Annotated in this window: 20 protein-coding genes and 1 tRNA gene; 17 read left to right on the top strand and 4 right to left on the bottom strand. The window is 69.7% G+C overall.

Annotation, left to right across the window (positions count from 1 at the left end):
- The first annotated feature begins 98 nt into the window (after positions 1-98).
- The 8 genes from AAD496_RS11820 to ettA all read left to right on the top strand — a co-directional run bounded on the left by AAD496_RS11820 (position 99) and on the right by ettA (position 8642).
- On the top strand, positions 99-1286 hold the full coding sequence (locus AAD496_RS11820; protein ID WP_349828965.1) for an acetyl-CoA C-acetyltransferase: 1188 nt from the start codon (positions 99-101) through the stop codon (positions 1284-1286).
- A 146-nt stretch (positions 1287-1432) separates the two neighbouring features.
- A complete protein-coding gene (locus tag AAD496_RS11815) occupies positions 1433-1750 on the top strand; it encodes a thiamine-binding protein (RefSeq protein WP_349828964.1) in 318 nt (105 codons plus the stop codon).
- 38 nt (positions 1751-1788) lie between these two features.
- Positions 1789-1862: transfer RNA gene (locus tag AAD496_RS11810), tRNA-Arg, on the top strand.
- 202 nt (positions 1863-2064) lie between these two features.
- Complete coding sequence (locus tag AAD496_RS11805; protein ID WP_349828963.1) at positions 2065-3777, top strand: dynamin family protein; 1713 nt, start codon at positions 2065-2067, stop codon at positions 3775-3777.
- The gene (locus AAD496_RS11800; protein ID WP_349828961.1) at positions 3774-5369 is read left to right on the top strand and encodes a GTPase; all 1596 of its coding nucleotides are present in this window, start codon (positions 3774-3776) and stop codon (positions 5367-5369) included. Before AAD496_RS11805 ends, AAD496_RS11800 begins: the two co-directional genes overlap by 4 nt.
- A 170-nt stretch (positions 5370-5539) precedes the next feature.
- Positions 5540-6139 (top strand): single-stranded DNA-binding protein, encoded by a 600-nt coding sequence (locus tag AAD496_RS11795; protein ID WP_349828960.1) that lies wholly within the window; start codon positions 5540-5542, stop codon positions 6137-6139.
- 35 nt (positions 6140-6174) lie between these two features.
- On the top strand, positions 6175-6873 hold the full coding sequence (locus tag AAD496_RS11790) for a DUF6993 domain-containing protein (protein ID WP_349828959.1): 699 nt from the start codon (positions 6175-6177) through the stop codon (positions 6871-6873).
- 86 nt (positions 6874-6959) lie between these two features.
- Positions 6960-8642: an energy-dependent translational throttle protein EttA gene (gene ettA / locus AAD496_RS11785; RefSeq protein WP_349828957.1), complete on the top strand. Its 1683-nt coding sequence runs from the start codon at positions 6960-6962 to the stop codon at positions 8640-8642.
- A gap of 158 nt (positions 8643-8800) precedes the next feature.
- On the opposite strand, the gene AAD496_RS11780 is transcribed toward ettA, so the two are convergent.
- Complete coding sequence (locus tag AAD496_RS11780; protein ID WP_349828956.1) at positions 8801-9688, bottom strand: acyl-CoA thioesterase; 888 nt, start codon at positions 9686-9688, stop codon at positions 8801-8803.
- A gap of 124 nt (positions 9689-9812) precedes the next feature.
- Between AAD496_RS11780 and AAD496_RS11775 the strand changes: the two genes are divergently transcribed.
- Together AAD496_RS11775 and AAD496_RS11770 are read left to right on the top strand one after the other, a co-directional pair.
- Complete coding sequence (locus AAD496_RS11775) at positions 9813-10400, top strand: acyl-CoA thioesterase (RefSeq protein ID WP_349828955.1); 588 nt, start codon at positions 9813-9815, stop codon at positions 10398-10400.
- Positions 10397-11110, top strand: a complete 714-nt coding sequence (locus AAD496_RS11770; protein ID WP_349828954.1) for a DUF8185 domain-containing protein — start codon at positions 10397-10399, stop codon at positions 11108-11110. The genes AAD496_RS11775 and AAD496_RS11770 overlap by 4 nt, the downstream gene beginning before the upstream one ends.
- Before the next feature lie 72 nt (positions 11111-11182).
- Here the strand turns inward: AAD496_RS11770 and AAD496_RS11765 are convergent, their stop codons facing one another.
- The 3 genes from AAD496_RS11765 to pepN all read right to left on the bottom strand — a co-directional run bounded on the left by AAD496_RS11765 (position 11183) and on the right by pepN (position 15630).
- A complete protein-coding gene (locus AAD496_RS11765) occupies positions 11183-11626 on the bottom strand; it encodes a globin (RefSeq protein WP_349828952.1) in 444 nt (147 codons plus the stop codon).
- A 42-nt stretch (positions 11627-11668) separates the two neighbouring features.
- Complete coding sequence (locus AAD496_RS11760; RefSeq protein WP_349828951.1) at positions 11669-12856, bottom strand: mechanosensitive ion channel family protein; 1188 nt, start codon at positions 12854-12856, stop codon at positions 11669-11671.
- Between the two features lie 140 nt (positions 12857-12996).
- Entirely contained in the window at positions 12997-15630 is a 2634-nt protein-coding gene (gene pepN, locus AAD496_RS11755) for an aminopeptidase N (RefSeq protein WP_349828950.1), read from the bottom strand.
- Positions 15631-15710: 80 nt separating this feature from the next.
- Here pepN and AAD496_RS11750 point away from each other — a divergent pair, with 80 nt between their 5' ends.
- From AAD496_RS11750 to AAD496_RS11720, 7 genes are all read left to right on the top strand, one after another.
- Positions 15711-16319 carry a mycothiol-dependent nitroreductase Rv2466c family protein gene (locus AAD496_RS11750; RefSeq protein ID WP_349828949.1) on the top strand — a complete coding sequence of 203 codons (609 nt, stop codon included), beginning with the start codon at positions 15711-15713 and terminating at the stop codon, positions 16317-16319.
- Positions 16320-16364: 45 nt separating this feature from the next.
- Positions 16365-16832 carry a ribose-5-phosphate isomerase gene (locus tag AAD496_RS11745; protein ID WP_349828948.1) on the top strand — a complete coding sequence of 156 codons (468 nt, stop codon included), beginning with the start codon at positions 16365-16367 and terminating at the stop codon, positions 16830-16832.
- 321 nt (positions 16833-17153) lie between these two features.
- Positions 17154-18266, top strand: a complete 1113-nt coding sequence (locus AAD496_RS11740; protein ID WP_349828946.1) for an extracellular solute-binding protein — start codon at positions 17154-17156, stop codon at positions 18264-18266.
- A gap of 36 nt (positions 18267-18302) precedes the next feature.
- Positions 18303-19166, top strand: coding sequence for an ABC transporter permease (locus AAD496_RS11735; RefSeq protein ID WP_349828945.1), 864 nt, complete (start codon positions 18303-18305; stop codon positions 19164-19166).
- Positions 19163-19966 carry an ABC transporter permease gene (locus AAD496_RS11730; protein WP_349828944.1) on the top strand — a complete coding sequence of 268 codons (804 nt, stop codon included), beginning with the start codon at positions 19163-19165 and terminating at the stop codon, positions 19964-19966. Before AAD496_RS11735 ends, AAD496_RS11730 begins: the two co-directional genes overlap by 4 nt.
- Positions 19959-21041, top strand: a complete 1083-nt coding sequence (locus tag AAD496_RS11725; protein ID WP_349828943.1) for an ABC transporter ATP-binding protein — start codon at positions 19959-19961, stop codon at positions 21039-21041. The genes AAD496_RS11730 and AAD496_RS11725 overlap by 8 nt, the downstream gene beginning before the upstream one ends.
- Positions 21042-21068: 27 nt before the next feature.
- The gene (locus AAD496_RS11720) at positions 21069-22292 is read left to right on the top strand and encodes an FAD-dependent oxidoreductase (protein ID WP_349828942.1); all 1224 of its coding nucleotides are present in this window, start codon (positions 21069-21071) and stop codon (positions 22290-22292) included.
- Positions 22293-22365: the final 73 nt, after the last annotated feature.

Genomic DNA, 22365 nt, shown 5'->3' with positions numbered 1-22365 from the left:
AGGGAAAGTGCCCCGACCTGTAGTCTGGTGGGTCGTGAGGCGCGCCACGTCGGCGAGGACGCGGGCGGGGCGCGCGAGGACGACCAGAGGAGTCACACATGCCGGAAGCAGTGATCGTCGCGGGGGCACGGACGCCCTTCGGCAAGATGCAGGGAGCGCTGGGAGGCCTCGGCGCGGTGGACCTGGGAGCCGCCGCGATCGCAGGTGCGCTCGAGAAGGCCGGAGTGGCCGCCGACCAGGTGCAGCACGTCGTCATGGGGCAGGTGCTCCAGGCCGGTGTCGGCCAGGGCCCGGCCCGGCAGGCCGCGGCGAAGGCCGGGATCCCCATGAGCGTCAACGCGACGACGATCAACAAGATCTGCCTGTCCGGGATCAACGCGATCGCCCAGGCGGCGCTGCTCGTGCGCGCCGGGGAGTACGACGTCGTCGTCGCCGGCGGCCAGGAGTCCATGACGAACGCCCCGCATCTCCTGCCCAAGTCGCGCGGTGGTTACAAGTACGGCGATGTCACGGTCAAGGACCACATGGACCTCGACGGACTGTGGGACGCCTTCACCGACCAGGCGATGGGCGGACTCACCGAGTCGGCGAACGCGGGTGAGGGTGAACTCACGCGGGAGGAACAGGACGCCTTCGCAGCCCGGTCGCACGCCCGCGCCGGTGCGGCTCGCGACGAGGGTCGCCTGGCCGACGAGATCGTTCCCGTCACGGTGAAGCAGCGCCGCCAGGAGGTCACGGTCGACACCGACGAGGGAGTCCGCCCGGAGACCACCGCCGAGGTGCTCGCCGGCCTGCGCCCGGCCTTCTCGAAGGACGGGACGATCACCGCCGGGTCGGCTTCGCCCATCTCCGACGGTGCCTGCGCACTCGTGGTGATGAGCAAGGACAAGGCCGAGGAACTCGGCCTCCCGTGGTTGGCCGAGATCGGAGCGCACGGCTGGACCGCCGGGCCCGACTCGACCCTGCAGTACCAGCCCGCCGACGCGATCCGGGAGGCCGCCCGCAAGGAGGGTGTCGACGCCGATTCCTTCGACCTCTACGAGATCAACGAGGCGTTCGCCGCCGTGGGCATCACGAGTGCCCGGGACCTCGGCGTGAGCGAGGACAAGGTGAACGTCAACGGCGGTGCCATCGCCCTCGGCCACCCGATCGGCGCGTCCGGTGCACGGATCGCCCTCACGCTCGCCCACGAACTCAAGCGCCGGGGCGGCGGCTCCGGCGTCGCCGCACTGTGCGGTGGCGGTGGTCAGGGTGATGCCCTGATCGTCCGCGTGCCGCAGGGCTGATTCGAACGCCGCCCGGGCCCCGGCACCCCGCCGCTGCTCAGGGCTGATTCGAACGCCGCCCGGGCCCAGGCACCCCGCCGCTGCTCAGCGCTGATTCGAACGCCGCCCCGCGAGAATCCAAGGACCCACGAGAGGAAGGGAACGACATGCTCGCTGCGTTCTCCGTCGCGCCGACGACGGGACAGGACGAGGACGGCTCACTGCACGAGGCGGTCGCCGCCGCGGTGAAGGTCGTCCGCGAGAGTGGACTACCGCACGAGACGACCGCGATGTTCACCACACTCGAGGGTGAGTGGGACGAGGTCTTCGGCGTCATCAAACAGGCGACCGAGGCGGTCGCGGCCTACGGACCGCGCGTCTCCCTCGTCGTGAAGGCGGACATCCGCCCCGGTCGCACCGGCGAACTCGCCGGCAAGCTCGAGCGTCTGGAGAAGGCGCTGGAGAACGGCGACGCCTCGACCTGAGGCACACCGTCCGGGCTGCGGTAACCTTGATGCGGTTCGCCTCCATAGCTCAACAGGACAGAGCAACGGCCTTCTAATCCGTAGGTTCCGGGTTCGAATCCCGGTGGGGGTGCCGCTCCCGGCCCCGCGTCCCCTCGGACGCGGGGCCGGTGCCGTCTCGAGGGGACGCACTCGCCGCCCTCGCCCCACCGCAGGCGTCGCCACCCACCGCAGCCCTCCCGGACACCCGGGAGGGCTCACCCCGGGACCACTGCTGGGGGTGTGCCCGGCGTGGTGACTGGTGACGCGGCCGGAAACGCGACAGAGTGGGGGGCGTGACGACCCCATCGATTCCCCGGGCACTGTCCACGCGCGTGGTGCCCGCGCTCACCGATCTCGCGGCCCGTGTCGCGGAGGCGGCGTTCCCGTTCGACACGCCCGACGCGGCCGCCGGCCGGGCGCTGCAGCGCGACCTGGGCGACCAGCTGAACGACTACCTGCTCCCGCGGGCCCAGAATCCCGACGCGCCGGTCCTCGTCGTCGTCGGCGGCTCGACCGGTGCCGGGAAGTCCACGCTCGTGAACTCCGTGGTCGGCAAGCCGGTGACCGCGGCCGGTGTCATCCGTCCGACCACGCACCACCCGGTGCTCGTGCACCACCCGGCCGACGCGGAGCACTTCACCTCCGACCGGGTACTGCCCTCGCTCGAGCGCGTGGTGAAGCCGGGGACGGACCTCGGACGTCCGCAGGTCCGGCTGGTCGCCAGTGACGCCGTGCCCCGCGGATTGGCGCTCCTCGACTCCCCGGACATCGACTCCGTCGACGAGGCGAACCGCACCCTCGCCCGCCAACTGCTCGCCGCCGCCGACCTGTGGCTGTTCGTCACGACCGCGACCCGTTATGCGGACGCCGTGCCGTGGGATCTCCTCGGGACCGCTTCCCAGCGGGGGACGACGGTGTCCCTCGTCCTCGACCGGGTGCCCGCCCAGGCCAATCGCGAGGTCCGCCACCACCTGGCGGAACTGCTGTCCGCGGCGGATCTCGGCTCCGCGCCGATCTTCACCGTGCCGGAACTCGCCCTCGTCGACGGCCTGCTGCCCGAAGCCGCCGTCTTCCCCGTCCGGTCCTGGCTGTTCGGTCTGGGGACCAACAGTCGTGCCCGTGAACGGGTCGTCTCGCGCACCCTCACCGGGGCGCTGGCCACGGTCCCGGACCGGGCGGCCGCGCTGTCGGAGCACGTGCGTAGCCAGGAGGACACCGACCGGGACCTCCGCGCGGCGGTCGACCGGTCCTGGGCCCGTGCCCGCGAGACCTTGGAGTCCTCGCTGGTCGATGGTCGGGTCCTGCGGGGCGAGGTGCTCGCCCGGTGGCAGGACTTCGTGGGCACCGGCCAGTTCTTCCGCGGTCTCGAACCGACCGTCGCGCGCATCCGGGACCGCATCACCAGCGCCGTCACCGGCAAACGGGACGCCGCTGCACCCCTGGAGAAGGCGATCGGCGACAGCATCGCGCTGCTCGTGCGGGAGAACGTCCACGAGGCACTCGGCGACGCCCGGGACCGCTGGGAGGAACTGCCCGCGGGGCGTGCCCTGCTACAGGGCGCCTCGGCGGCGATCGACCTGTCCGCGGACTTCGAGACGGACCTCGACCGGACGGTGCGGGAGTGGTCGACCTGGGTCAACGACCTGGTCCGCCAGGAGGGCCAGGGGAAACGGGCGAAGGCCCGGATCCTGTCCTTCGGCGTCAACGCCGTCGGTGCGGTGCTCATGCTCGCCGCCTTCTCCGGGACCGGTGGACTCACCGGCGCCGAGGCCGGGATCGCCGGGGGCACCGCCGCGGTGTCGGGCAAGTTGCTCGACACGATCTTCGGCGACCAGGTGACCCGGGACCTCACGGAGACCGCACGCGCCGAGCTGCACACCCGCATCATCGACCTCGTCGAGCGCACGCGTGAGCCCTTCGACCGGCTCCTGGCGGAGCGCCCCGTGCCCACCCGTCGCTCGGGTGCGATCGCCGCCGCGGCCTCACGACTGGAGGAGAACCTGTGAACCGACCCACGGACGTGTCCGCGGAGATCGCCCGCCTGAGCGAGGGGATCGATGCGGCCCTGGATCTCGGGACCGACCGCGTCCCGGCCGACCTGCGTTCCGAGGCGCAGGACCTGTTGGCGAAGTCCCGTGCCCGCCTGGACCTCGGGGAGGACCGGACGGTCGTCGCCTTCGCCGGGTCGACCGGATCGGGCAAGTCGAGCCTGTTCAACGCCGTCGCCGGCCTCGAGATCGCCCGGGTCGGCGTCCGCCGGCCGACCACCTCGCTGCCGACCGCCTGTGTGTGGGGCGGTGGGGGAGAGGAGCTCCTCACCTGGCTCGGGGTGCCCGTCGAGAACCGGGCCTGGCGTGAGAGCGCGCTCGACGGTGACGATGAGACCGCTCTGCGGGGCCTCGTCCTCCTCGACCTGCCCGACCACGACTCGACAGCCGCCGAACACCGGCTGGAGTCGGACCGCCTGGTCGGACTCGTCGACGTGCTCGTGTGGGTCGTCGACCCGCAGAAGTACGCCGACTTCTCGCTCCACCACCACTACCTCTCCCGGTTGGCAGAACACGCCGGCAGCATGGTCGTCGTGCTCAACCAGGTCGACCGGCTGCAGCCGGAGGAACGCGAGGCCTGCCTCGACCACCTCCGCCGCCTCCTCGACGAGGACGGGCTGGGGGACACCCCGGTGACCGCCGCCTCGGCGGTGAGTCGACAGGGTGTGCCGGGGATCCGGCGGACCCTGGAGCGGACCGTTGCGGGCAAGGCGGCGGCGGCCGAACGCCTGGCGGCCGACCTGAGGTCCGTGGCCGGCCGGATCCGTACCGCGATCGGGGATCCCCCGCTGGAGGACACGACCTCCCTGCCGGGCGCCGAGCGACTGGTGTCCGCGATGACCGACGCCGCGGGCGTCGACGCGGTCGCCCAGACGGTCGCCGACGACTACCGGCGCCGGGCCTACCGGGCGACCGGCTACCCGTTGCTCGCCTGGGCACAGCGCGGCAAGGCGGATCCCCTCGGTGCCGCGCACGGGGCCGCCCGGGACGATCTGCTGCGTGCCGCCGTGCCCGAGGCGAACCGGACGCAACGCACCCGCGTGTCCCTGGCGGCCCGGGAGCTCGTCTCCGAGGTCGCCGCCGATCTGCCGGGGCCGTGGCGCAAGGCCGTCACCGAGGCGGGCCGGACCTCGGCCGAGGAACTCACCGACACCCTCGACTCCGCCGTCACCGCCGTGCGGATCGAGCGGGAACGGCCCGGCTGGTGGGCGGGCGTCGGGTTCCTCCAGGTGCTCTTCCTCGTCCTCACCTGTCTGGGACTCGTCGGACTCCTCGTGGCACTCGGGGTCACACTCGCGGGTGCGGCGACGGGATCCACGGTCGCCTGGCTGTGGATCGTGCCGGTCGTCCTCCTCCTCATCGGGCTGCTGGGCTCGCTCATCACGTCCCGTAGCGCCGCCGGAGCCCGCGAACGAGGCGCCCTGGCCGCGGGTGACCGCGTGCGTGCCGAACTCGTGACCGCCGTCCAGAACGCGGCCGCCGGCTCCTACCTGAGCCCCATCACCTCGATCCTCGACCGTCATCGTGCGGTCTGGGAGGGACTGCGGTGAGGTGACCGGCACCCGTGGTCCGTCGCCTGTGGACGACGGGTGCGAACCGTGGCCGACGACCTGTGGACGGAGGAGACTCCGTCCACAGGTCTTATTCACCCCTGGTGCGCGGGTCGGGGCTTTCGGATCGTGGGAGGGACCAGTTCTCCCTCACGGAAGGTCCAGTGCTCATGAAACTCGTCAACCACCTCGTCGGCAACGCCGGCGGTGTTCCGGTCCGACGCCGGCTCCCGGACGGCAAGGAGGCCTGTTCGTTCGGGCTGGCCGTCAATCACACGGTGTTCGACCGGGAGAAGGAGACCTTCGACACCCGGGACACCTCGTGGTTCAGGGTCCAGGTCTACGGTCCGATGGTCCGGAACGTCGCGTTCTCCGTGCAGAAGGGGACGCCCGTCGTGGTCATCGGGCGGATCCGGATCCACAAATGGGCCGACGAGAAGACCGGAGAGCTCCGGTCCGAGGTCCAGGTGGTCGCCGACCACGTCGCGGTCGATCTGCGGTTCCAGCCCGTGGAACTTCTGCACATAGGGGTCAAGCCGCGACCGGAGGAGGATGGGCCCGATCCCGACGAGGACAAGTGGGACGGGCTCGGCGGCGACGGGAAACCGGAGGACACCACACCTGTCGGTGGTGGAGAACCTGCGGACCCGACTCCCACCGGAGCCGCAGAACGCCCCGTCGGTGTCGGACTGGTCGGGGCCGGGGCGATGACGGAGGGCGGTGGCACCCCGGGCGGGTCCTCCGAGGGCGGGGACCAGGCACCCTTCTGAGAATCCCGTCACGGTCCGCCGGTTAGAGTGGCGGCGTGCGCAACCGTCCTTCCTCCCCAATCCAGCCCGGGTACCCCACCGGTACGGCCTCGCGCCTGCGCCGGAGCCTCTGTGCGGCGGCTCTCGCCTGCGCCGGCCTCGCCGTGTCCGGGTGCTCCGTGCTCATGCCCACAGCGGCCGATCCGACGGCACAGCAGTCGCGGACGGTCTCCGTCGAGGAGGCCGCGGTCGTCGACGAGGTGGTCGCCGCCCTCGAACCGGTGACCGGGGGTGACGGCCACCCGTCCTCGGAGAAGCTGTTCTCGACGCTCCAGGACGCCGGCTACGACCCGGAGGACCTGGAGGCCTCGTCGGACGCCTCGCCCCTGGGCAACGAGGTGCCCTCGAAGATGTTCGGGGTCCGCACAGAGTTCGGTTGCGTCGTCGGGGAGATCCGGGAAGGTTCGGCCCGGGCCGAACTCCTGCCGGAGTCCGACTCGAACGGGGCGTGCCTCTTCGGGGAGGTCGACCGTCCGGACGGCGTCGAGGCACCCGCCGGCGAGGACCGGTCGGCCGACGGCGAGGACAACGGCGAGGGCCACATGCCGGAGGAGGACATCAACGGCGAACCCCGCGAGGACGAGGACGACGGATCCGCCTCCGGGTCGCAGGAGCCGGCGGAGGAACCTGCCGAGGAACCCACGGAGGAAGCTCCCGGTGGGTTCGGCGGCGGATCCTCGCTCGGGGGTGACTGAGCACTCGGACCGGTGGCGGATCCGATGGGGTGCCGACCGGTGCGGGAGACCCGCCGGAGGGTGTGAGTCCCGTAGACTTACGCGTCATGGCGGAATTTATCTACACCATGCACAAGGCGCGAAAAGCGCACGGTGACAAGGTCATCCTCGACGACGTGTCGATGTCGTTCTACCCCGGCGCGAAGATCGGGATGGTGGGCCCCAACGGTGCCGGTAAGTCGACCATCCTCAAGATCATGGCCGGCCTCGAACAGCCCTCGAACGGCGAGGCCCGTCTGAGCCCGGGTTACTCGGTGGGTATCCTCCTCCAGGAGCCCCCGCTCAACGAGGAGAAGACCGTCCTCGGTAACGTCCAGGAGGGCGTGGGCGAGATCAAGGCGAAGCTCGACCGCTTCAACGAGATCGGCACTCTCATGTCCGAACCCGACGCGGACTTCGACGCCCTCATGGAGGAGATGGGCAAGCTGCAGGAGGCCATCGACGCCGCCGACGCCTGGGACCTCGACTCCCAGCTCGAACAGGCGATGGACGCACTGCGCTGCCCGCCGCCGGACGCCGACGTGTCCGTGCTCTCCGGTGGTGAGCGTCGCCGCGTGGCGCTCTGCAAGCTCCTGCTGGAGAAGCCGGACCTCCTGCTCCTCGACGAGCCGACCAACCACCTCGACGCCGAGAGTGTCCTGTGGCTGGAGCAGCACCTGTCGTCCTACCCGGGCGCCGTCATCGCCATCACCCACGACCGGTACTTCCTCGACCACGTGGCCCAGTGGATCGCGGAGATCGACCGCGGTCACCTGTACCCCTACGAGGGCAACTACTCCACGTACCTGGAGAAGAAGAAGGAACGCCTGCAGGTCCAGGGCAAGAAGGACGCGAAGCTCCAGAAGCGGCTGTCCGAGGAACTCGAGTGGGTCCGCTCGAACGCCAAGGCCCGGCAGACCAAGTCGAAGGCCCGTCTGGCCCGCTACGAGGAGATGGCCGCCGAGGCGGAGAAGACCCGCAAGCTGGACTTCGAGGAGATCCAGATCCCGCCGGGTCCGCGCCTGGGTGACATCGTCATCGACGCCACCGACCTGGAGAAGGGCTTCGGCGACCGGAAGCTCATCGACGGGCTGTCGTTCTCGCTCCCGCGCAACGGCATCGTCGGTGTCATCGGCCCCAACGGCGTCGGCAAGTCGACGCTGTTCAAGACGATCGTCGGCATGGAGGAACTGGACGGCGGCGACCTCAAGGTCGGCGACACCGTGAAGATCTCCTACGTCGACCAGTCCCGTGCCGGTATCGACCCGGAGAAGAGCCTGTGGGAGGTCGTCTCCGACGGACTCGACTACATCCAGGTCGGTGCCGTCGAGATGCCGTCCCGGGCCTACGTCTCCGCGTTCGGGTTCAAGGGCCCGGACCAGCAGAAGAAGGCCGGCGTGCTCTCCGGCGGTGAGCGCAACCGCCTCAACCTGGCGCTCACCCTCAAGCAGGGCGGCAACCTGCTGCTCCTCGACGAGCCGACCAACGACCTGGACGTCGAGACGCTGTCCTCCCTGGAGAACGCACTCCTCGAGTTCCCGGGCTGCGCCGTGGTCGTGTCCCACGACCGGTGGTTCCTCGACCGTGTGGCCACCCACATCCTCGCGTGGGAGGGCACCGAGGAGAACCCGGCGTCCTGGTACTGGTTCGAGGGCAACTTCGAGTCCTACGAGAAGAACAAGGTCGAGCGTCTGGGTGAGGACGCCGCACGTCCGCACCGCGTGACGCACCGTCGCCTCACCCGCGACTGAGCTCGACGCCGCCCGAACCCCGGCACCCCACCGACTGAGTTCACTGTCGCCCGGGATTTCGGCCCGCTGAACGCTGAAGGCCCCCTGAGATACGTATCTCAGGGGGCCTTCAGCGTTCAGCGGGCCAGGACGGGAACCCGTCCCGCCACGCCGCGGGATCACCGCGCCTTCACGCGCATCATCCCCTGTTGGGCGACGGTCGCCAGGAGAGTGCCGTCGCGGTGGAAGATCCGCCCGAACCCGAGGTTGCGGCCACCCTCGGCGGAGGGGGAGGTCTGCGAGTACAGCATCCACTCGTCGACCCGGATCGGACGGTGCCACCACATGGCGTGGTCGAGGCTCGCCAACCGCAGGCCCGGCTCCGTCCAGGCGAGACCGTGACGGCGCAGGCCCGCCTCGAGGAGGTTGAAGTCGCTCGCGTAGGCCAGGGCCGCCGAGTTGAGCAGCGGATCGTCCGGGAACGGCGCGGTGGTCCGGATCCACACGCTCTGGTGGTTGGTGCGCTCGCCGTCGTTGCGCAGGTAGATGTTGTTCTCGACCGCGCGCATCTCGAAGGGACGCTTGGCGATCCACTCCTTGACGTGCGGGATGTCGACACCGGCGAGGTGGTCGAGCATCTCGGTGCAGTCCTCGGGCGCCGGGATGTCGGCGGGGAAATCGTCCTGGTGGTCGAACCCCTCCTGGACGCGCTGGAAGGAAGCCATCACCGACATGATCGGGGTGCCGTCCTGGTAGGCGTGGACGCGGCGGGCGGAGAAGCTGCCGCCGTCGCGCAGTTCCTCGACGCCGAAGTGGATGGGCTTCTTCACGTCCCCGGCGCGCAGGAAGTAGCCGTGGAGCGAGTGGACGGGCCGGTCCTCCTGCACGGTCCGACCGGCCGCCACGACGCACTGCGACAGGACCTGACCGCCGAATACCCGCTCGTCGGGCTTGTACTGGCTCTGGCCCAGGAACCAGTGGCCCTCCGGCGAGGTGTGGATCGGTTCGGCAGGTGCCAGGTCGAGCACCTCGACCAGCGACCTGACGTTCTCCTCGGGTGTCGTCACGGATCTCCTCGGTGTGTGGGACGGCGTGGTGGACTTCCGGTGCCGCGGCACACGGGGTACCGGGACACCGGAAGTCTATGCCCGGGCCGGTGGGCGGCCGTGCGCCGGGTGCGACAATGGCCCCATGCAGTCGACATCCTCCCCAGACCCTGCGTCCGACTCCGCGCCCCGGACGTCCGTGGACCTCGTCAATCCCCTCCTCACCGGCCCCTTCACCCGGGTGCTGGTCGAGCTGCGCTGGGGCGACATGGACGCCTACGGGCACGTCAACAACGTCACCCAGTTCCGCCTCCTCGAAGAGGCCCGCGTGCGGGCCTTCGGCTCGCCGACCCAGGCACGGGACAAGCAGGTGGCGCCGGAGGCAGACGGAGCGGCCCGGACGGTGTTCGGCCGGGAGATCCCCCGGGTGCTCGGGGCGGCCTCGGCGGACACGGACCTGCTCGTGTTCTCCCACCGCATCGAGTACCGCGAGCCGATCCCGTACCGGGAGGGACCCATCGCGATCGACACGGTCGTGAGCGACGTCGGGCCCGTGACGATGGACGTGGGGTACGTGATCGCCGAACCGGACGGGTCAGCCGTCTACACGCTCGCGGAGACGGTCATCGCCTTCGTCGACTCCGCCTCCGGCCGCGCCCGCCGTCTGACCTCCGAGGAGACCGCGGCGATCGAGTCGATCCTCACCACCCCCGTCCCCATGAAGCGGCGGTGAGCCCCGTGACGGTCGACGATCCGCGCCCGCTCGTCCTGCCCGATGTCGGGACCCTGCACGACTGGTCGGTGCTCACCGGCCGGGCCCAGCGCCTCGACGAGGACGCCGCGATGCGCTTGAGCGTCCACGGCGATGTCCTCGTCCTCTCCGTCGCGCCCCTCTACCCGCACGGACTGGGGGACTCGACCCCATTGGCCCTCGGGATGCGCATGCTGCGACTGGCCGACCCGTCCCACGACGGTCTCGACGTCGTGGTCCCGGCGGCGGCGCTCTCCGACCGGTTCGCCCGTGCCCGCTCCGAGGACTCCCTGTCGATCCCCGTCCCACCGCAGGAGGTGCGCGTGAGCTGGACCGGGATCTCCCCGCCCCGGGGTCCCTGGGGGCCGGCGGGAACACTGCCGACCGAGTCCCTGCGTGCCGCCGCCCGGGCGGGCATCGAGGAGGTCGCCGCCGGGACCCCGCAGGTTGCGGGTTCCCACGCGGTGAGTGCCCTGCGCCGGCAGGTGTGGGCACGTCCGATCGAGGTCGCGGGCGCCTCGGGCGCGGAGGACGGCGGGGCGGTCTCCGACGTGCCTGTGCCGGCCGCCGTGGCCTTCGCGATGGAGGGACTCGGGTTCCTCGCCGCCGAGGCGCCCGTCGAGGTCCGCACCTCCGGTCCCTGGGTGCGGGTGTCGAGTCCCGTCGGGCACGTGCTCACACGCGTGCACTGACCCGCCGGCCCCGGCTGTGCTCGATTCCGCCCCGATATGCTTCACGGCCCTGGAGCCGGGACGGCGTCGGACTCAGCGGTGGGCGGGGGAGTCCACGGTGTTGACCATGGCGGTCGCCGCGCGCTGGAAGTAGTCCCACATGACGGAGTCGTAGAGCGGCGGGAGGTCGACGGCGTCGAGGCCGGCCCGCATGTGGGTCAGCCAGTGTTCCCGGGCCGTCATGTCGACGGGGAACGGGAAGTGACGCATGCGCAGACGGGGGTGTCCGCGTTCGGCCTGGTAGGTGGTCGGCCCACCGAAGTACTGCTCGAGGAAGGTCTGCAGGCGGTGCTTGGCGCCTGCGAGGTCCTGGCCCTCGGGATACATGGAGATCAGGTACTCGTCGGCCGCGACGCCGGCGTAGAAGACGTCGACGATCCGCTCGAAGGTCGAGTGACCCCCGACCGCGGCGAAGATGCTGTCGGCGCGGCCGGGGGGCTCCTGCTCGGGGCGGGTGGGTTCGGGGGACTGGTTCATGCCCCCATTGTGTCAGGAACCGCTCGGTCTTCCGGGACCTGCTCAGTCCTCCGAGGGGCGGTCGTGACGGATGCGGGCCTCGGAGCGGTCCTCGTCGGTCGCGTCGGGACGCATGGGCTTCTCCGTGCGTTCCGAGTGCAGCGGCCGGTCGTCCTCCGCACCCGAGGCGCCCTGCTGCTTCTGCTTCCCCTGCAGCTTCTCCCGCTGGGCCGCCTCGGCGGTCTCCGTGGGGGCCGGGTAGGTCCGCATGACGGTCTGCTGCTGGAAGGGAAGGACGACCCCGGCGGAGTCGAGCTGACGCTTGAGCTCGGCACGGAAGGCACGGGCGACGGCCCACTGCTCGCCGGGCTGGGTCTTGATGACGGTCCGGACGGTGATCGACTCGCCGCTGATCGCCTCGACGCCCCAGATCTCCGGGTCCTCGAGGATCGCGTCCTTGGTCGACTCCTGGCCGCGGAGCGCCTCGATCGTGTCGTTGATGATCTCGTCGATCCTCTCCTGGCTCGCGTCGTAGGGGACCGGGACGTCGAGGACGGCGCGGGCCCAGCCCTGGGAGTGGTTGCCGACGCGCAGGATCTCGCCGTTGCGGACGTGCCACAGCGTGCCGTCGACCGCCCGCACCTTGGTGGTGCGCAGGCCGACCTCCTCGACGACACCGATGGCCTCGCCGAGGTCGACGACGTCGCCCAGACCGAACTGGTCCTCGACGACGATGAAGAAGCCGGACAGGTAGTCGCGGACGAGTTCCTGGGCACCGAAACCGATCGCGATACCGGCGATACCGGCGGAGGCGAGGACCGGCGCGAGGTTGAAGCCGAGCTCCGTGAGGATCATGAGCACGGAGATCGTGCTGATGACGACGGTGGCGACGGACCCGAGCATCGAGCCGACGGTGTGCCCGCGCTGCTTGCGACGTTCGAAGAGGATCGCCTCGGCGGTGCCCGGCTCGACGGCGGCGAGCTTGGCGGCGGTCGACGAGGTGCCCTTGGCGATGTTGCGGGCGAACTTGCCGATGAGCTTCCGTGCGACCCAGATGAGGACGAGGGTCACGAGGATGATCACGAGGATCCGCAGGGGCGTGCCGAGCAGATCCGCCCAGGTGATGCCGAAGGGGGTCTTCACGTTCTCCTCGACGACTTCCTTCACCTGTTCGGCGGTCGTCGGCGACGCCGCGGAGGCGGACAGGACGGTGTCGGGGGTACCGGTGAAGTGTGCGGAGAGAGATGTCATCACGTGGTCCGAAGGTAGAGGGTCTTCCTGGGGACGCGGTCAATGGTGGCTGACCGCGTTCCCAGGTCGTGGGTCACGTCACGCCGCCGGTGCGGCGCGGGCCGGTGTGCCAGGGGCCGGTGTGCCACCGGCCCGCGGCCTCAACCCCGGACCACCGCCTGGCAGCGGAGCGTGCGTTCGGCGGTGTCGATGTTCTCGCGCATGAGGCGCCGGAGCCCACGTGGGGCGTCGGGGTGCGTATCCTCCCAGGCCCGGGCCGCGGCCACGACGGACCCGGACGCCGGCGGGAACAGCCACTGGGTGAGCGCCTGGGCGATCTCCAGGGTGCGGGTCTCCCACCAGCCCGTCACCCGGGCGAAGTACTCGGTGGCGAAGTCGTCGAGGTCGTCACCTGCGGCCACGAGCGACCCGTCCGCCCGCTCGAGACCGAGGGCGAAGCCGCGGGCCACGGCGTTGACACGGGCGTTGGGCATCTCACGGTCGTCGACGAGGGACCGGAACGCGCGGGTCTTCGCCTCGGTCGTGGCCGTGGCGGCCCGGGCGGTGGCCGCGGAGCGCTGGCCGGCAGCGGTGTCGTCGCGGTCGAGCTGGGTCCGCAGACCCGCCTCGTCGAGGCGCCCGGCGGCCGACAACGCGATCGCGGCCTCCCATGCGAGGTCCGTGTCGATCTCCAGGCCGACGCTCGGGGCCTCCTGGGTTCCGTGCACCGCGGCCACCCGGTCGAGCTGGGCGGGGGAGTGGGCGTGCTTGAGGTAGGCCTGGAAGATCTGGAGCTGCTGGTCGGACCCGGCGGGCACCCGGTCGAGAAGTTCCCACAGTCGCTCGGCCACCCGCTCCCGCAGCTCAGGGCGATCGGCCGGCGGTACATAGGCGGTGAGCGCGGTCGCCAGCTGCCGGAACTGCACGAGCAGACCGGTCGAGTGCGTGATCGACTCCAGGTGCTTCAGGAGCAGATCGACGTAGTCGGTGGCCGGCAGCTGTGCGTCCCGGACCATGTCCCACACCGTGGAGAGGACCATGAGCTGGGTGAGCGAGTCGTCGAAGCCGTCGAGGTGTGCGAGCACCGTCTCCAGGCTCGTCGGGTCGAGCCGCGTCTTCGTGTACCCGAGATCCGCGTCGTTGACGACGACCACGAGCGGTCGGGTGGACCCCTCCCCGGTGACCTGCTCGGGGGTCAGGGGCACCTCGGCGGTCTCCCCGTCGATGTCGACCTCGACGAGAGCCCGCCGGGAGAACCGGCCCGCCTCGTCGAGGGCGTAAACGCCGACGCCGATCCGGTGCGGGCGCAGCGAGGGTGTGGGCGTCCCGGCGATCTCGAAGGGCACCTGGTGCAGCCTGAGCGCGGTGATCCCGCCGGCGGCGTCCCGTTCGACCGCGGGCGTGATGAGGTTGACGCCGGACTCCTGGAGCCACAGCCGGGCCCAGGCGTCGACGTCCCGGCCGGAGGCCACCGCGAGCTCGTCGAGGAGGTCGGTCAGTTCCGTGTTCGACCAGGCGTGCTTCTCGAAGTAGGCCCGCAGACCGGTGAAGAAGGCGTCCCGCCCGACCCAGGCGACGAGTGTCTTCAGGACGCTCGCGCCCTTCGCGTAGGTGATGCCGTCGAAGTTCACCTCGACGTCCTGCAGGTCCTCGATCGGGGCGACGATCGGATGGGTGGACGGCAACTGGTCCTGCCGGTAGGCCCAGGACTTCTCCAGGGTCGCGAAGGTGGTCCAGGCGTCGGAGAACTCGGTGACCTCGGCGGTCGCGAGCGTCGACATGAACTCCGCGAACGACTCGTTGAGCCACAGGTCGTTCCACCACTTCATCGTGACGAGGTCACCGAACCACATGTGGGCGAGTTCGTGGAGGATCGTCACCGCGCGCCGCTCGACCATCGCGTCGGTGGGCCGCGACCGGAACACGTAGTTCTCCAGGAAGGTGACCGCGCCGACGTTCTCCATCGCCCCGGCGTTGAATTCTGGGACGAAAAGCTGGTCGTACTTCTCGAAGGGGTAGGGGGTGCCGAAGAGCTCCTCGTAGAACGCGAACCCCTTGACGGTGATGTCGATGATGTTCTGGGCGTCGAGGTGCTCGAACAGGGACGCACGGCAGTACACCCCCAGCGGCACCTGCTCGCCGTCGGTCGAGTCGAGGGTCGCGTGCACCGACCGGTAGGGGCCGGCGACGATCGCGGTGACGTAGCTGGAGATCCGCGGGGTCGGTGCGAACTCCCAGAGGGCCAGGCCCGTGGCCGCGAACCCGAGGTCCGCCGCCAGGTCCGCCGCCGAGGTGCTCGTCGGGGTCGGCGAGGACGACACGACCGTCCAGTGGTCGGGGGCCGCGACGGTGAAGGTGAAGCTCGCCTTGAGATCCGGCTGTTCGAAGACCGCGAACACGCGGCGGGAGTCGGGTACCTCGAACTGTGTGTAGAGATAGGTCTCGCCGTCGACGGGGTCGACGAACCGGTGCATGCCCTCACCGGTGTTCATGTAGGCGAACCGGGCGTCGACCACCAGCTCGTTCTCCGCGGCGAGATCCGGCAGCGCGATCCGCCCGGCGTCGACCACCTCGGCGACGTCGAGCGCCGTGCCGTTGAGGACGACCCGGTCGACGGTTTCGGTGATCGCGTCGATGAAGGTGCTCGCACCCGGGATGGCGGAGAACCGGACCGTCGTGACGGACCGGAAGTCCGGACCCTGTCCGTCGAGGACCAGCGTGACGTCATAGGCCGCGACCTGGACGAGTGCCGCCCGGTCCGCGGCCTCCTGACGGGTGAGATTGTGCTGCGGCACCTGGGGACCTCCATCGGAACGGAAAACATGGGAAGATCTGACCCGGTCATTGTTCCATCCCCCGGACGAAGGGAAACCCCATGGCGACCTCCACTCTCGATTTCTGGTTCGACCCCATCTGCCCCTGGGCCTGGATGGCCTCCCGCTGGGCGCTCGACGTGCAGGAGGTGCGCGACGTCGAGGTGAAGTTCCACGTCATGAGCCTGTCCGTGCTCAACGAGGGCCGCGACGAGCTCCCCGAGGACTACCGCAAGCGCATGGACGAGGCCTGGGGCCCCGTCCGCGTCGTCATCGCGGCGGCCGACCAGCACGGTGAGGACGTCATCGCGCCGCTCTACACCGCGATGGGCACCCGGATCCACCCCGGTGGCAACAAGGACCTGCCGGCCGTGATCGCCGAGGCGCTCGCCGAGGTCGGTCTGCCCGCCGAGCTCGCCTCCTATGCCGAGTCGACCGAGTACGACGAGGCGCTGCGGGCCTCGCACCAGGACGGGATCTCGCGGGTCGGCGAGGACGTCGGCACCCCGGTCGTCGCCGTCGGGGACGTCGCCTTCTTCGGCCCCGTCGTCACCCCCGCCCCCAAGGGCGAGGACGCCGGTAAGCTGTACGACGGCCTCCTCGCCGTCGCGGGTACCCCGGGATTCTTCGAGCTCAAGCGGACCCGTACCCAGGGCCCGGTCTTCGACTGACGCCCCCACGCTCCACTCGCCGTAGCAGCCACGAAAGGCAGGACAGTGAAGGTTCATCTCGGTACGGACCACGCCGGTTTCGAGTTCAAGGAGGCCCTGAAGGCACACCTCGACGCCGCCGGGTACGAGGTCGTCGACCATGGCGCCCTGGAGTACGACGCCCTCGACGACTACCCGGCGTTCTGCATCGCCGCCGCGCAGGCGACGGTCGACGACCGGCAGGCGGGTCTCGACTCGCTCGGTGTCGTCATCGGCGGTTCCGGCAACGGTGAGCAGATGGCCGCCAACAAGGTGAAGGGTGCGCGTGCCGCGCTCGCCTGGAACCCGGAGATCTCCCGCCTCGCGCGCCAGCACAACGACGCGTGGGTCGTCTCCGTCGGCGCCCGGCAGCACAGCGAGGCCGAGGGCTTCGCCATCGTCGACGCCTTCCTCACCGAGCCCTTCAGCGACGACGAGCGCCACAACCGCCGCATCGGCATCATGACCTCCTACGAGGAGACCGGCACCGTCTGAACGGCGCTCTCCGCCGCCCGAACCCCGGCACCCCGCCGCCCGAACCCCGGCACCCCGCCGCTTCTCAAGGGCCGGACGCCGCCGCCGAGGCGCCCTGAGTCCCGGGCGCTCCCCGTGACCTCCCGGACCCCGTCCTCCACGCCGACGTGCGTGGTCGGCGGGGTCCGGTCGTTCCCGTCGTTTCCGGGAGATCACGGCCCTGTGACGGGTCGTACACGATCCGTCTGCTTCATGACCCCTGGGTTACAGTGTTGAATCCCTGAGAATCTCCCGAACGTGGGAGTTCTCCCGTCCGACCAGGTGACCCTCGGAGGTAACCGCTTGAAGAAGACCCTCGCCACGACCCTGTTGGCAGGAACGTCCGCACTGTTGGTGACCGGCTGTATGTCGGGCGCCGGTGGATCGACCGAGGTCGACGCCTCGGTCTTCGCCGATCCCGTGGCCGGGGAGCTACCGGCCGACAGCCTGGCCGGTGTGGACATGACCTTCGTGTCGTGGGGAGGGGAGTTCCAGAACGTGCAGTCCGCGGCGTTCAGCGACCCGTTCTCCGAGATCACCGGTGCCACCGTGCTGCCCGACGGGCCGACCGACCAGGCCAAGCTCGAGGCCCAGGTGGAGGCCGGGAACGTCTCCTGGGACGTCATCAACTCCGCGCCCACGTACAACGCCGCGCATTGCGGGACCCTGTACGAGGAACTCGACTTCTCACTCATCGACACCTCGAAGATCCCCGAGGGCATGCCGACCGGTGACTGCTACGTTCCCTCGCTCAGTTATGTCTACACCTTCTTCTACGACGTCGAGCGGTACGGCGACGACCCGCCGACGAGCTGGGCGGACTTCTTCGACACGGAGTCCTATCCCGGCACCCGTGCGATCGACGGACGTGCGACCCCGACCTCCGGCACCTACGAGGCCGCCCTCATGGCCGACGGGGTGGCACCGGACGACCTCTATCCGCTCGACACCGACCGTGCGATCGCACGGTTCGCCGATATCGAGGACGACACCGTCTACTGGACCTCGGGCGCCGAACAGACGCAGATGATCCAGGGCGGCGAGGCCGACATGATCATGGCGTGGTCCGGCCGCGTCTTCGAGGCGAACGAGGCCGGTGCGGACTTCGCCCCTGTCTGGGAGCAGGGGATCATGGCCAACGACTCGTTCTCGATCGCCAAGGACACCGAGAACCTCGTCGCCGCACACGCCTACATCAACCATGCGCTCGGTGCGGGTCCCCAGACGGAGATGGCCGAGGGCTCGTCGTACTCGCCGGTGAACGTCGACGCCGAACCGAATCTCTCTCCCGCGGCCGAGCGGTTCGACGTCTCCCGTCCGGAGGTGTCCGGAGTGACGATCCCGCAGAACGCCGAGTACTGGGGCGAGCACTACGCCGAACTGTCCGCGTCCTGGCAGTCCCACCTGAATTCCTGACCACACGTCCCACCTGAAGACAGGAGGTGGCCGTAAGTGGCTGCTGTCTCAGCGGGTCGGACGCGTGTCCCGACGCCGTACCTGGCACTCGTGTTGCCGGTCGTGATCGTCGTGGTCATCGCGTTCGTCCTGCCCGTGCTCATCGTCCTGATCCGGGCGTTCACCGACCCGCAACCGGGCTTCCAGAACATCGCGTGGTTGTTCCAGAACTCGTTCAACCTCGAACTGTTGTGGCGCACGATCCGACTCGCCCTGTCGGCGACCCTCATCACCGCGCTGCTGGGCTATCCGTTCGCGTACCTCATCGCCACCTCGTCGAAGCGGGTCGCCGGTGTGCTCATGCTCATCGTGCTGCTGCCGTTCTGGACGTCGATGATGGTCCGGACCTTCGCGTGGATCATCATCCTCCAACCCAACGGTGTCCTGGGCATGCTGCTCGGACCGTTCGGTGTGGAGATGAACGTGCTCGGTACGCAGACGGCGGTGCTCATCGGTATGTGTCAGGTGCTCATGCCGTTCATGGTCCTGCCGATGGCCTCGGTGATGAAGTCGATCGACATGCGCATCCCGATGGCCGCGCAGATCTTCGGGGCGAACCCGTTCAAGGCGTTCACGCAGGTGTACCTGCCGATGTCGTTGCCGGGTGTGTTCTCCGGGGCACTCATCGTGTTCATCCTGTCGTTGGGCTTCTACGTCACCCCGGCCCTGTTGGGCTCCCCGCGGGAGCAGATCCTGCCCAACGCCCTGTACTCGCAGATCCAGGAACTCCTCGAATGGGGTCACGGTGGCGCACTGGCCTGGGCGCTGTTGGCGACCGTGGGACTCGTGTTCGTCCTCGTGTTCTTCGTCGCGAAGATCCTGGGGATCAGGATCCAGAACATCGGAGGTGCACGGGTATGACGGGCAAGCATTCGACCTCGCGGGTCGTGTTGTGGATCGTGTGTGTGCTCATCGCGGTGTGGCTGGTCGCCCCGACACTCGTGGTGATCCCCCTGTCGTTCACCGCGCAGCGGTCCCTGGCGTTCCCACCCGACGGGTTCTCCCTGCAGTGGTACGAGAACTTCTTCACCCACCCGCAGTGGATCGGGGGTCTGCTCAACTCGGTGCAGATCGGTCTGCTCGTCGCGGTGATCGCGACGGTGTTGGGCACGGTGGCCGCCTACGGCCTGTCGAAGTCGACCGGGTTCTTGAAAGTGTTCTCCAACGGCCTGTTGGTGATGCCGATGCTCATCCCGGCCGTCGCCTTCGGTGTCGGCGTGTACGCGGTGTTCCTGCGGACCGGTCTGGTCGGGACCCTGCCGGGCTTCCTCATCGCCCACACGGTCCTCGCGCTGCCCTATGTGGTCGTCAACGTCGGTGCGGTCCTGTCGACCTACGACTCCCAGTTGGAGCGGGCCGCGTGGATCTCCGGGGCCGGGAAGGTCAAGGCCTTCTTCACGGTGACCGTCCCGGCGGTGAAGAACGGGATCCTCTCGGGGTTCCTGTTCGCGTTCATCACCTCCTTCGACGAGGTGATCGTCTCGATGTTCATCCAGTCGCCGTACCTGCAGACGCTGCCGGTGCGCATGTACACGTCCATCCAGCGGGAGGTCGATCCGACGATCGCTGCGGCGGCGACCGTGATCATGGTGATCACCACCGTCGCCGCGCTCATCGCGATCCTGCCCGGCAACAAGCGAAAGAAGTCCACTGATGCCTGAGAATCCCATCGGCGCCGGCCTGCAGCTGACGGATGTCACGAAGACCTTTGGTGATTTCACCGCGATCCGGGACATCAGCCTGTCGATCGAACCCGGTGAGTTCGTCACGTTCCTGGGGCCCTCCGGGTCGGGGAAGACGACGACGCTCAACTGCATCGCCGGGTTCGAGGACGTCACCCACGGAGAGGTGACCCTCGGCGGGAAACCGTTGACGCACACGCCGATCCACAAGCGGAACATCGGGATGGTGTTCCAGGGGTACGCCCTGTTCCCGCACATGAGCGTGGAGAAGAACGTCGCCTACCCGCTCAAGCAGCGGAAGCTGCCGAAGAGCGAGGTGAAGGCAGCGACCGAGAAGGCCCTGGAGACGGTGGGTCTCACGCAGTTCCGGCACCGGCTGCCGGCGCAGCTCTCCGGTGGTCAGCGGCAGCGTGTGGCCCTGGCCCGGGCGATCTGCTTCCGCCCGCCGCTGTTGTTGATGGACGAGCCGCTGTCGGCTCTGGACAAGGCGTTGCGGGAGCAGTTGCAGCAGGAGATCCGGCGGATCCATCGGGAGATCGGGACGACGGTCGTGTTCGTCACCCACGACCAGGACGAGGCGCTGGCCCTGTCGGACCGGATCGTCGTGTTCGACAAGGGGCGCATCCAGCAGATCGGGACGCCGCGGGAGCTGTACCAGGATCCGGTCAACGAGTTCGTGTCCGGGTTCGTCGGTGAGTCGGTGACCCTGGCCGGGGACTTCGACGGGTCCGGGTTCACCGCGGCGGGTGTGTCGATGCCCTTCACACCGGACGAGGCGTGGTCGGGGGCGGCGACCCTCATGGTGCGTCCGGAGAACGTGTTCATCGCCGCGGATGCGACCCGGCTGGACGAGGTCGGGGTCGAGGTGCGCACGGACGCGGTGATCGAGGACATCACGTATGTCGGGAACTCGGTGAAGTACCGGGTGACGACGGTTTCGGGTGAGGGGATCGTGCGTGCCGAGGACACCGGTGCGTTCGTCGGTGGTGTCGGTGACACGGTGATGATCGGGTGGAAGGCCGAGAACACGAAGGTCCTCCCCAGCGACCGCTGAGGGACCCGGGCGCGTAGTCTGCGGGACATGAGCCCCTCGACTCCTCGCCCACCGTCCTTCTCCCGTCCGTCGTCCGGGTTGCGGATCGCCGTCGTCGGCCTGGGCACCATGGGTGCCCAGGTCGCCTGGCAACTGGCCCGCGCCGGACACGCCGTCACCGGCTACGAGACGTACGCGCCGGGCCACTCCCGCGGCGCGGCCGGCGGCGAGACCCGTCTGTTCCGCACCATCCAGTACGAGGACCCCGGCTACCAGCCGCTCGGGGACCTGGCCGACCACTGGTACCGCCGCCTCGCGGCGGAGTCCGGGCGGACGGTGCGGGAGCTCACCGGTTCGGTGCTCTCGGGCGATCCGCAGGCACCGGACATGCAGGCGGCACTCGCCCATGTCTCCGCCCGTCCGGACGGCTACACCGTCCTCGACTCAGCCGAGGCCCGGCGGTGCTTCCCCCAGTTCCGCCCGGCGGACGACGACCTCACGGTCCTCGACCACGGGGGCGGGACGATCTTCCCCGAACGCACCGTGCACGCCGCCGCCACCCTGGCCCGGGCGCACCGCGCCGAATTGCGGAGCCGGACCCGTGTCGTCGCCGTCGAACAGGTGGCCGACTGGCGTGTCCGGGTCGTCGACGATCGGGGTGGGACAGAGATGTACGACCGGGTGGTCGTGGCACCGGGCGCCTGGACCCGGGTGTTGTTCCCGGAACTCGCGGACACCGTCGAGTCCCGGTGTCTCGTGAGTGCGTGGTTCCTGCCGCGCGAGCCGGGACACCTGGACGGGGTGCTCCCCTTCATCCGGATGGCGCCGGACTACGCGTACGGCCTGCCCTACGCCGACCGGTCGGCCTACAAGCTCGGACTCGGGTACTCGGCGGACCACCGGGTGGAGGACCCCGACACGGCCGTGCCGACCTCCGCGGCTCCCGGGACGCCCTCGACCTACCACCGGGTGTCCGAGGAGGACGTGGACCGGTTCGCGGACTTCATCGCTCGCGTGATGCCGGGTCTCGACCCGTACCCCATGCGGACGGCCGCGTACTTCGAGTCCTTCACCTCCAGCGGGTACGAGCTCATCGGTCCCCATCCGGACATGCCGGACGTCGTACTCCTCACCGGCTTCTCCGGCCACGGGTTCAAGTTCGCCCCGGCGATCGGGTGCGTGGGCGCGGCGTTGGCCGTCGGTGAGGAGCCCCCGGTCGACCTCGGGTTCCTCACCCGGGGTGCGGCTGCGGGGACGAGCACCGAGAAGTAGGGCACCTCGACGCACGGACCCTCGACTTCAGGGCTGCGGACCGTGATCCGGATGTGACCCGAGGGCCGTCGGC

The organism is Brevibacterium litoralis (assembly GCF_040212315.1).
Lineage (GTDB): Bacteria > Actinomycetota > Actinomycetes > Actinomycetales > Brevibacteriaceae > Brevibacterium > Brevibacterium litoralis.
The sequence above is the reverse complement of the archived record's forward strand: the minus strand, read 5'-3'. Positions and strand labels throughout refer to the sequence as shown.

Coding starts and splice junctions, on each gene's coding strand:
- AAD496_RS11795 (WP_349828960.1), top strand. CDS start 5,540: ATGAAACTCGTCAACCACCTCGTCGGCAACGCCGGCGGTGTTCCGGTC.
- AAD496_RS11720 (WP_349828942.1), top strand. CDS start 21,069: ATGAGCCCCTCGACTCCTCGCCCACCGTCCTTCTCCCGTCCGTCGTCC.
- AAD496_RS11730 (WP_349828944.1), top strand. CDS start 19,163: ATGACGGGCAAGCATTCGACCTCGCGGGTCGTGTTGTGGATCGTGTGT.
- AAD496_RS11815 (WP_349828964.1), top strand. CDS start 1,433: ATGCTCGCTGCGTTCTCCGTCGCGCCGACGACGGGACAGGACGAGGAC.
- AAD496_RS11750 (WP_349828949.1), top strand. CDS start 15,711: ATGGCGACCTCCACTCTCGATTTCTGGTTCGACCCCATCTGCCCCTGG.
- AAD496_RS11760 (WP_349828951.1), bottom strand. CDS start 12,856: ATGACATCTCTCTCCGCACACTTCACCGGTACCCCCGACACCGTCCTG.
- AAD496_RS11765 (WP_349828952.1), bottom strand. CDS start 11,626: ATGAACCAGTCCCCCGAACCCACCCGCCCCGAGCAGGAGCCCCCCGGC.
- AAD496_RS11775 (WP_349828955.1), top strand. CDS start 9,813: ATGCAGTCGACATCCTCCCCAGACCCTGCGTCCGACTCCGCGCCCCGG.
- ettA (WP_349828957.1), top strand. CDS start 6,960: ATGGCGGAATTTATCTACACCATGCACAAGGCGCGAAAAGCGCACGGT.
- AAD496_RS11725 (WP_349828943.1), top strand. CDS start 19,959: ATGCCTGAGAATCCCATCGGCGCCGGCCTGCAGCTGACGGATGTCACG.
- AAD496_RS11820 (WP_349828965.1), top strand. CDS start 99: ATGCCGGAAGCAGTGATCGTCGCGGGGGCACGGACGCCCTTCGGCAAG.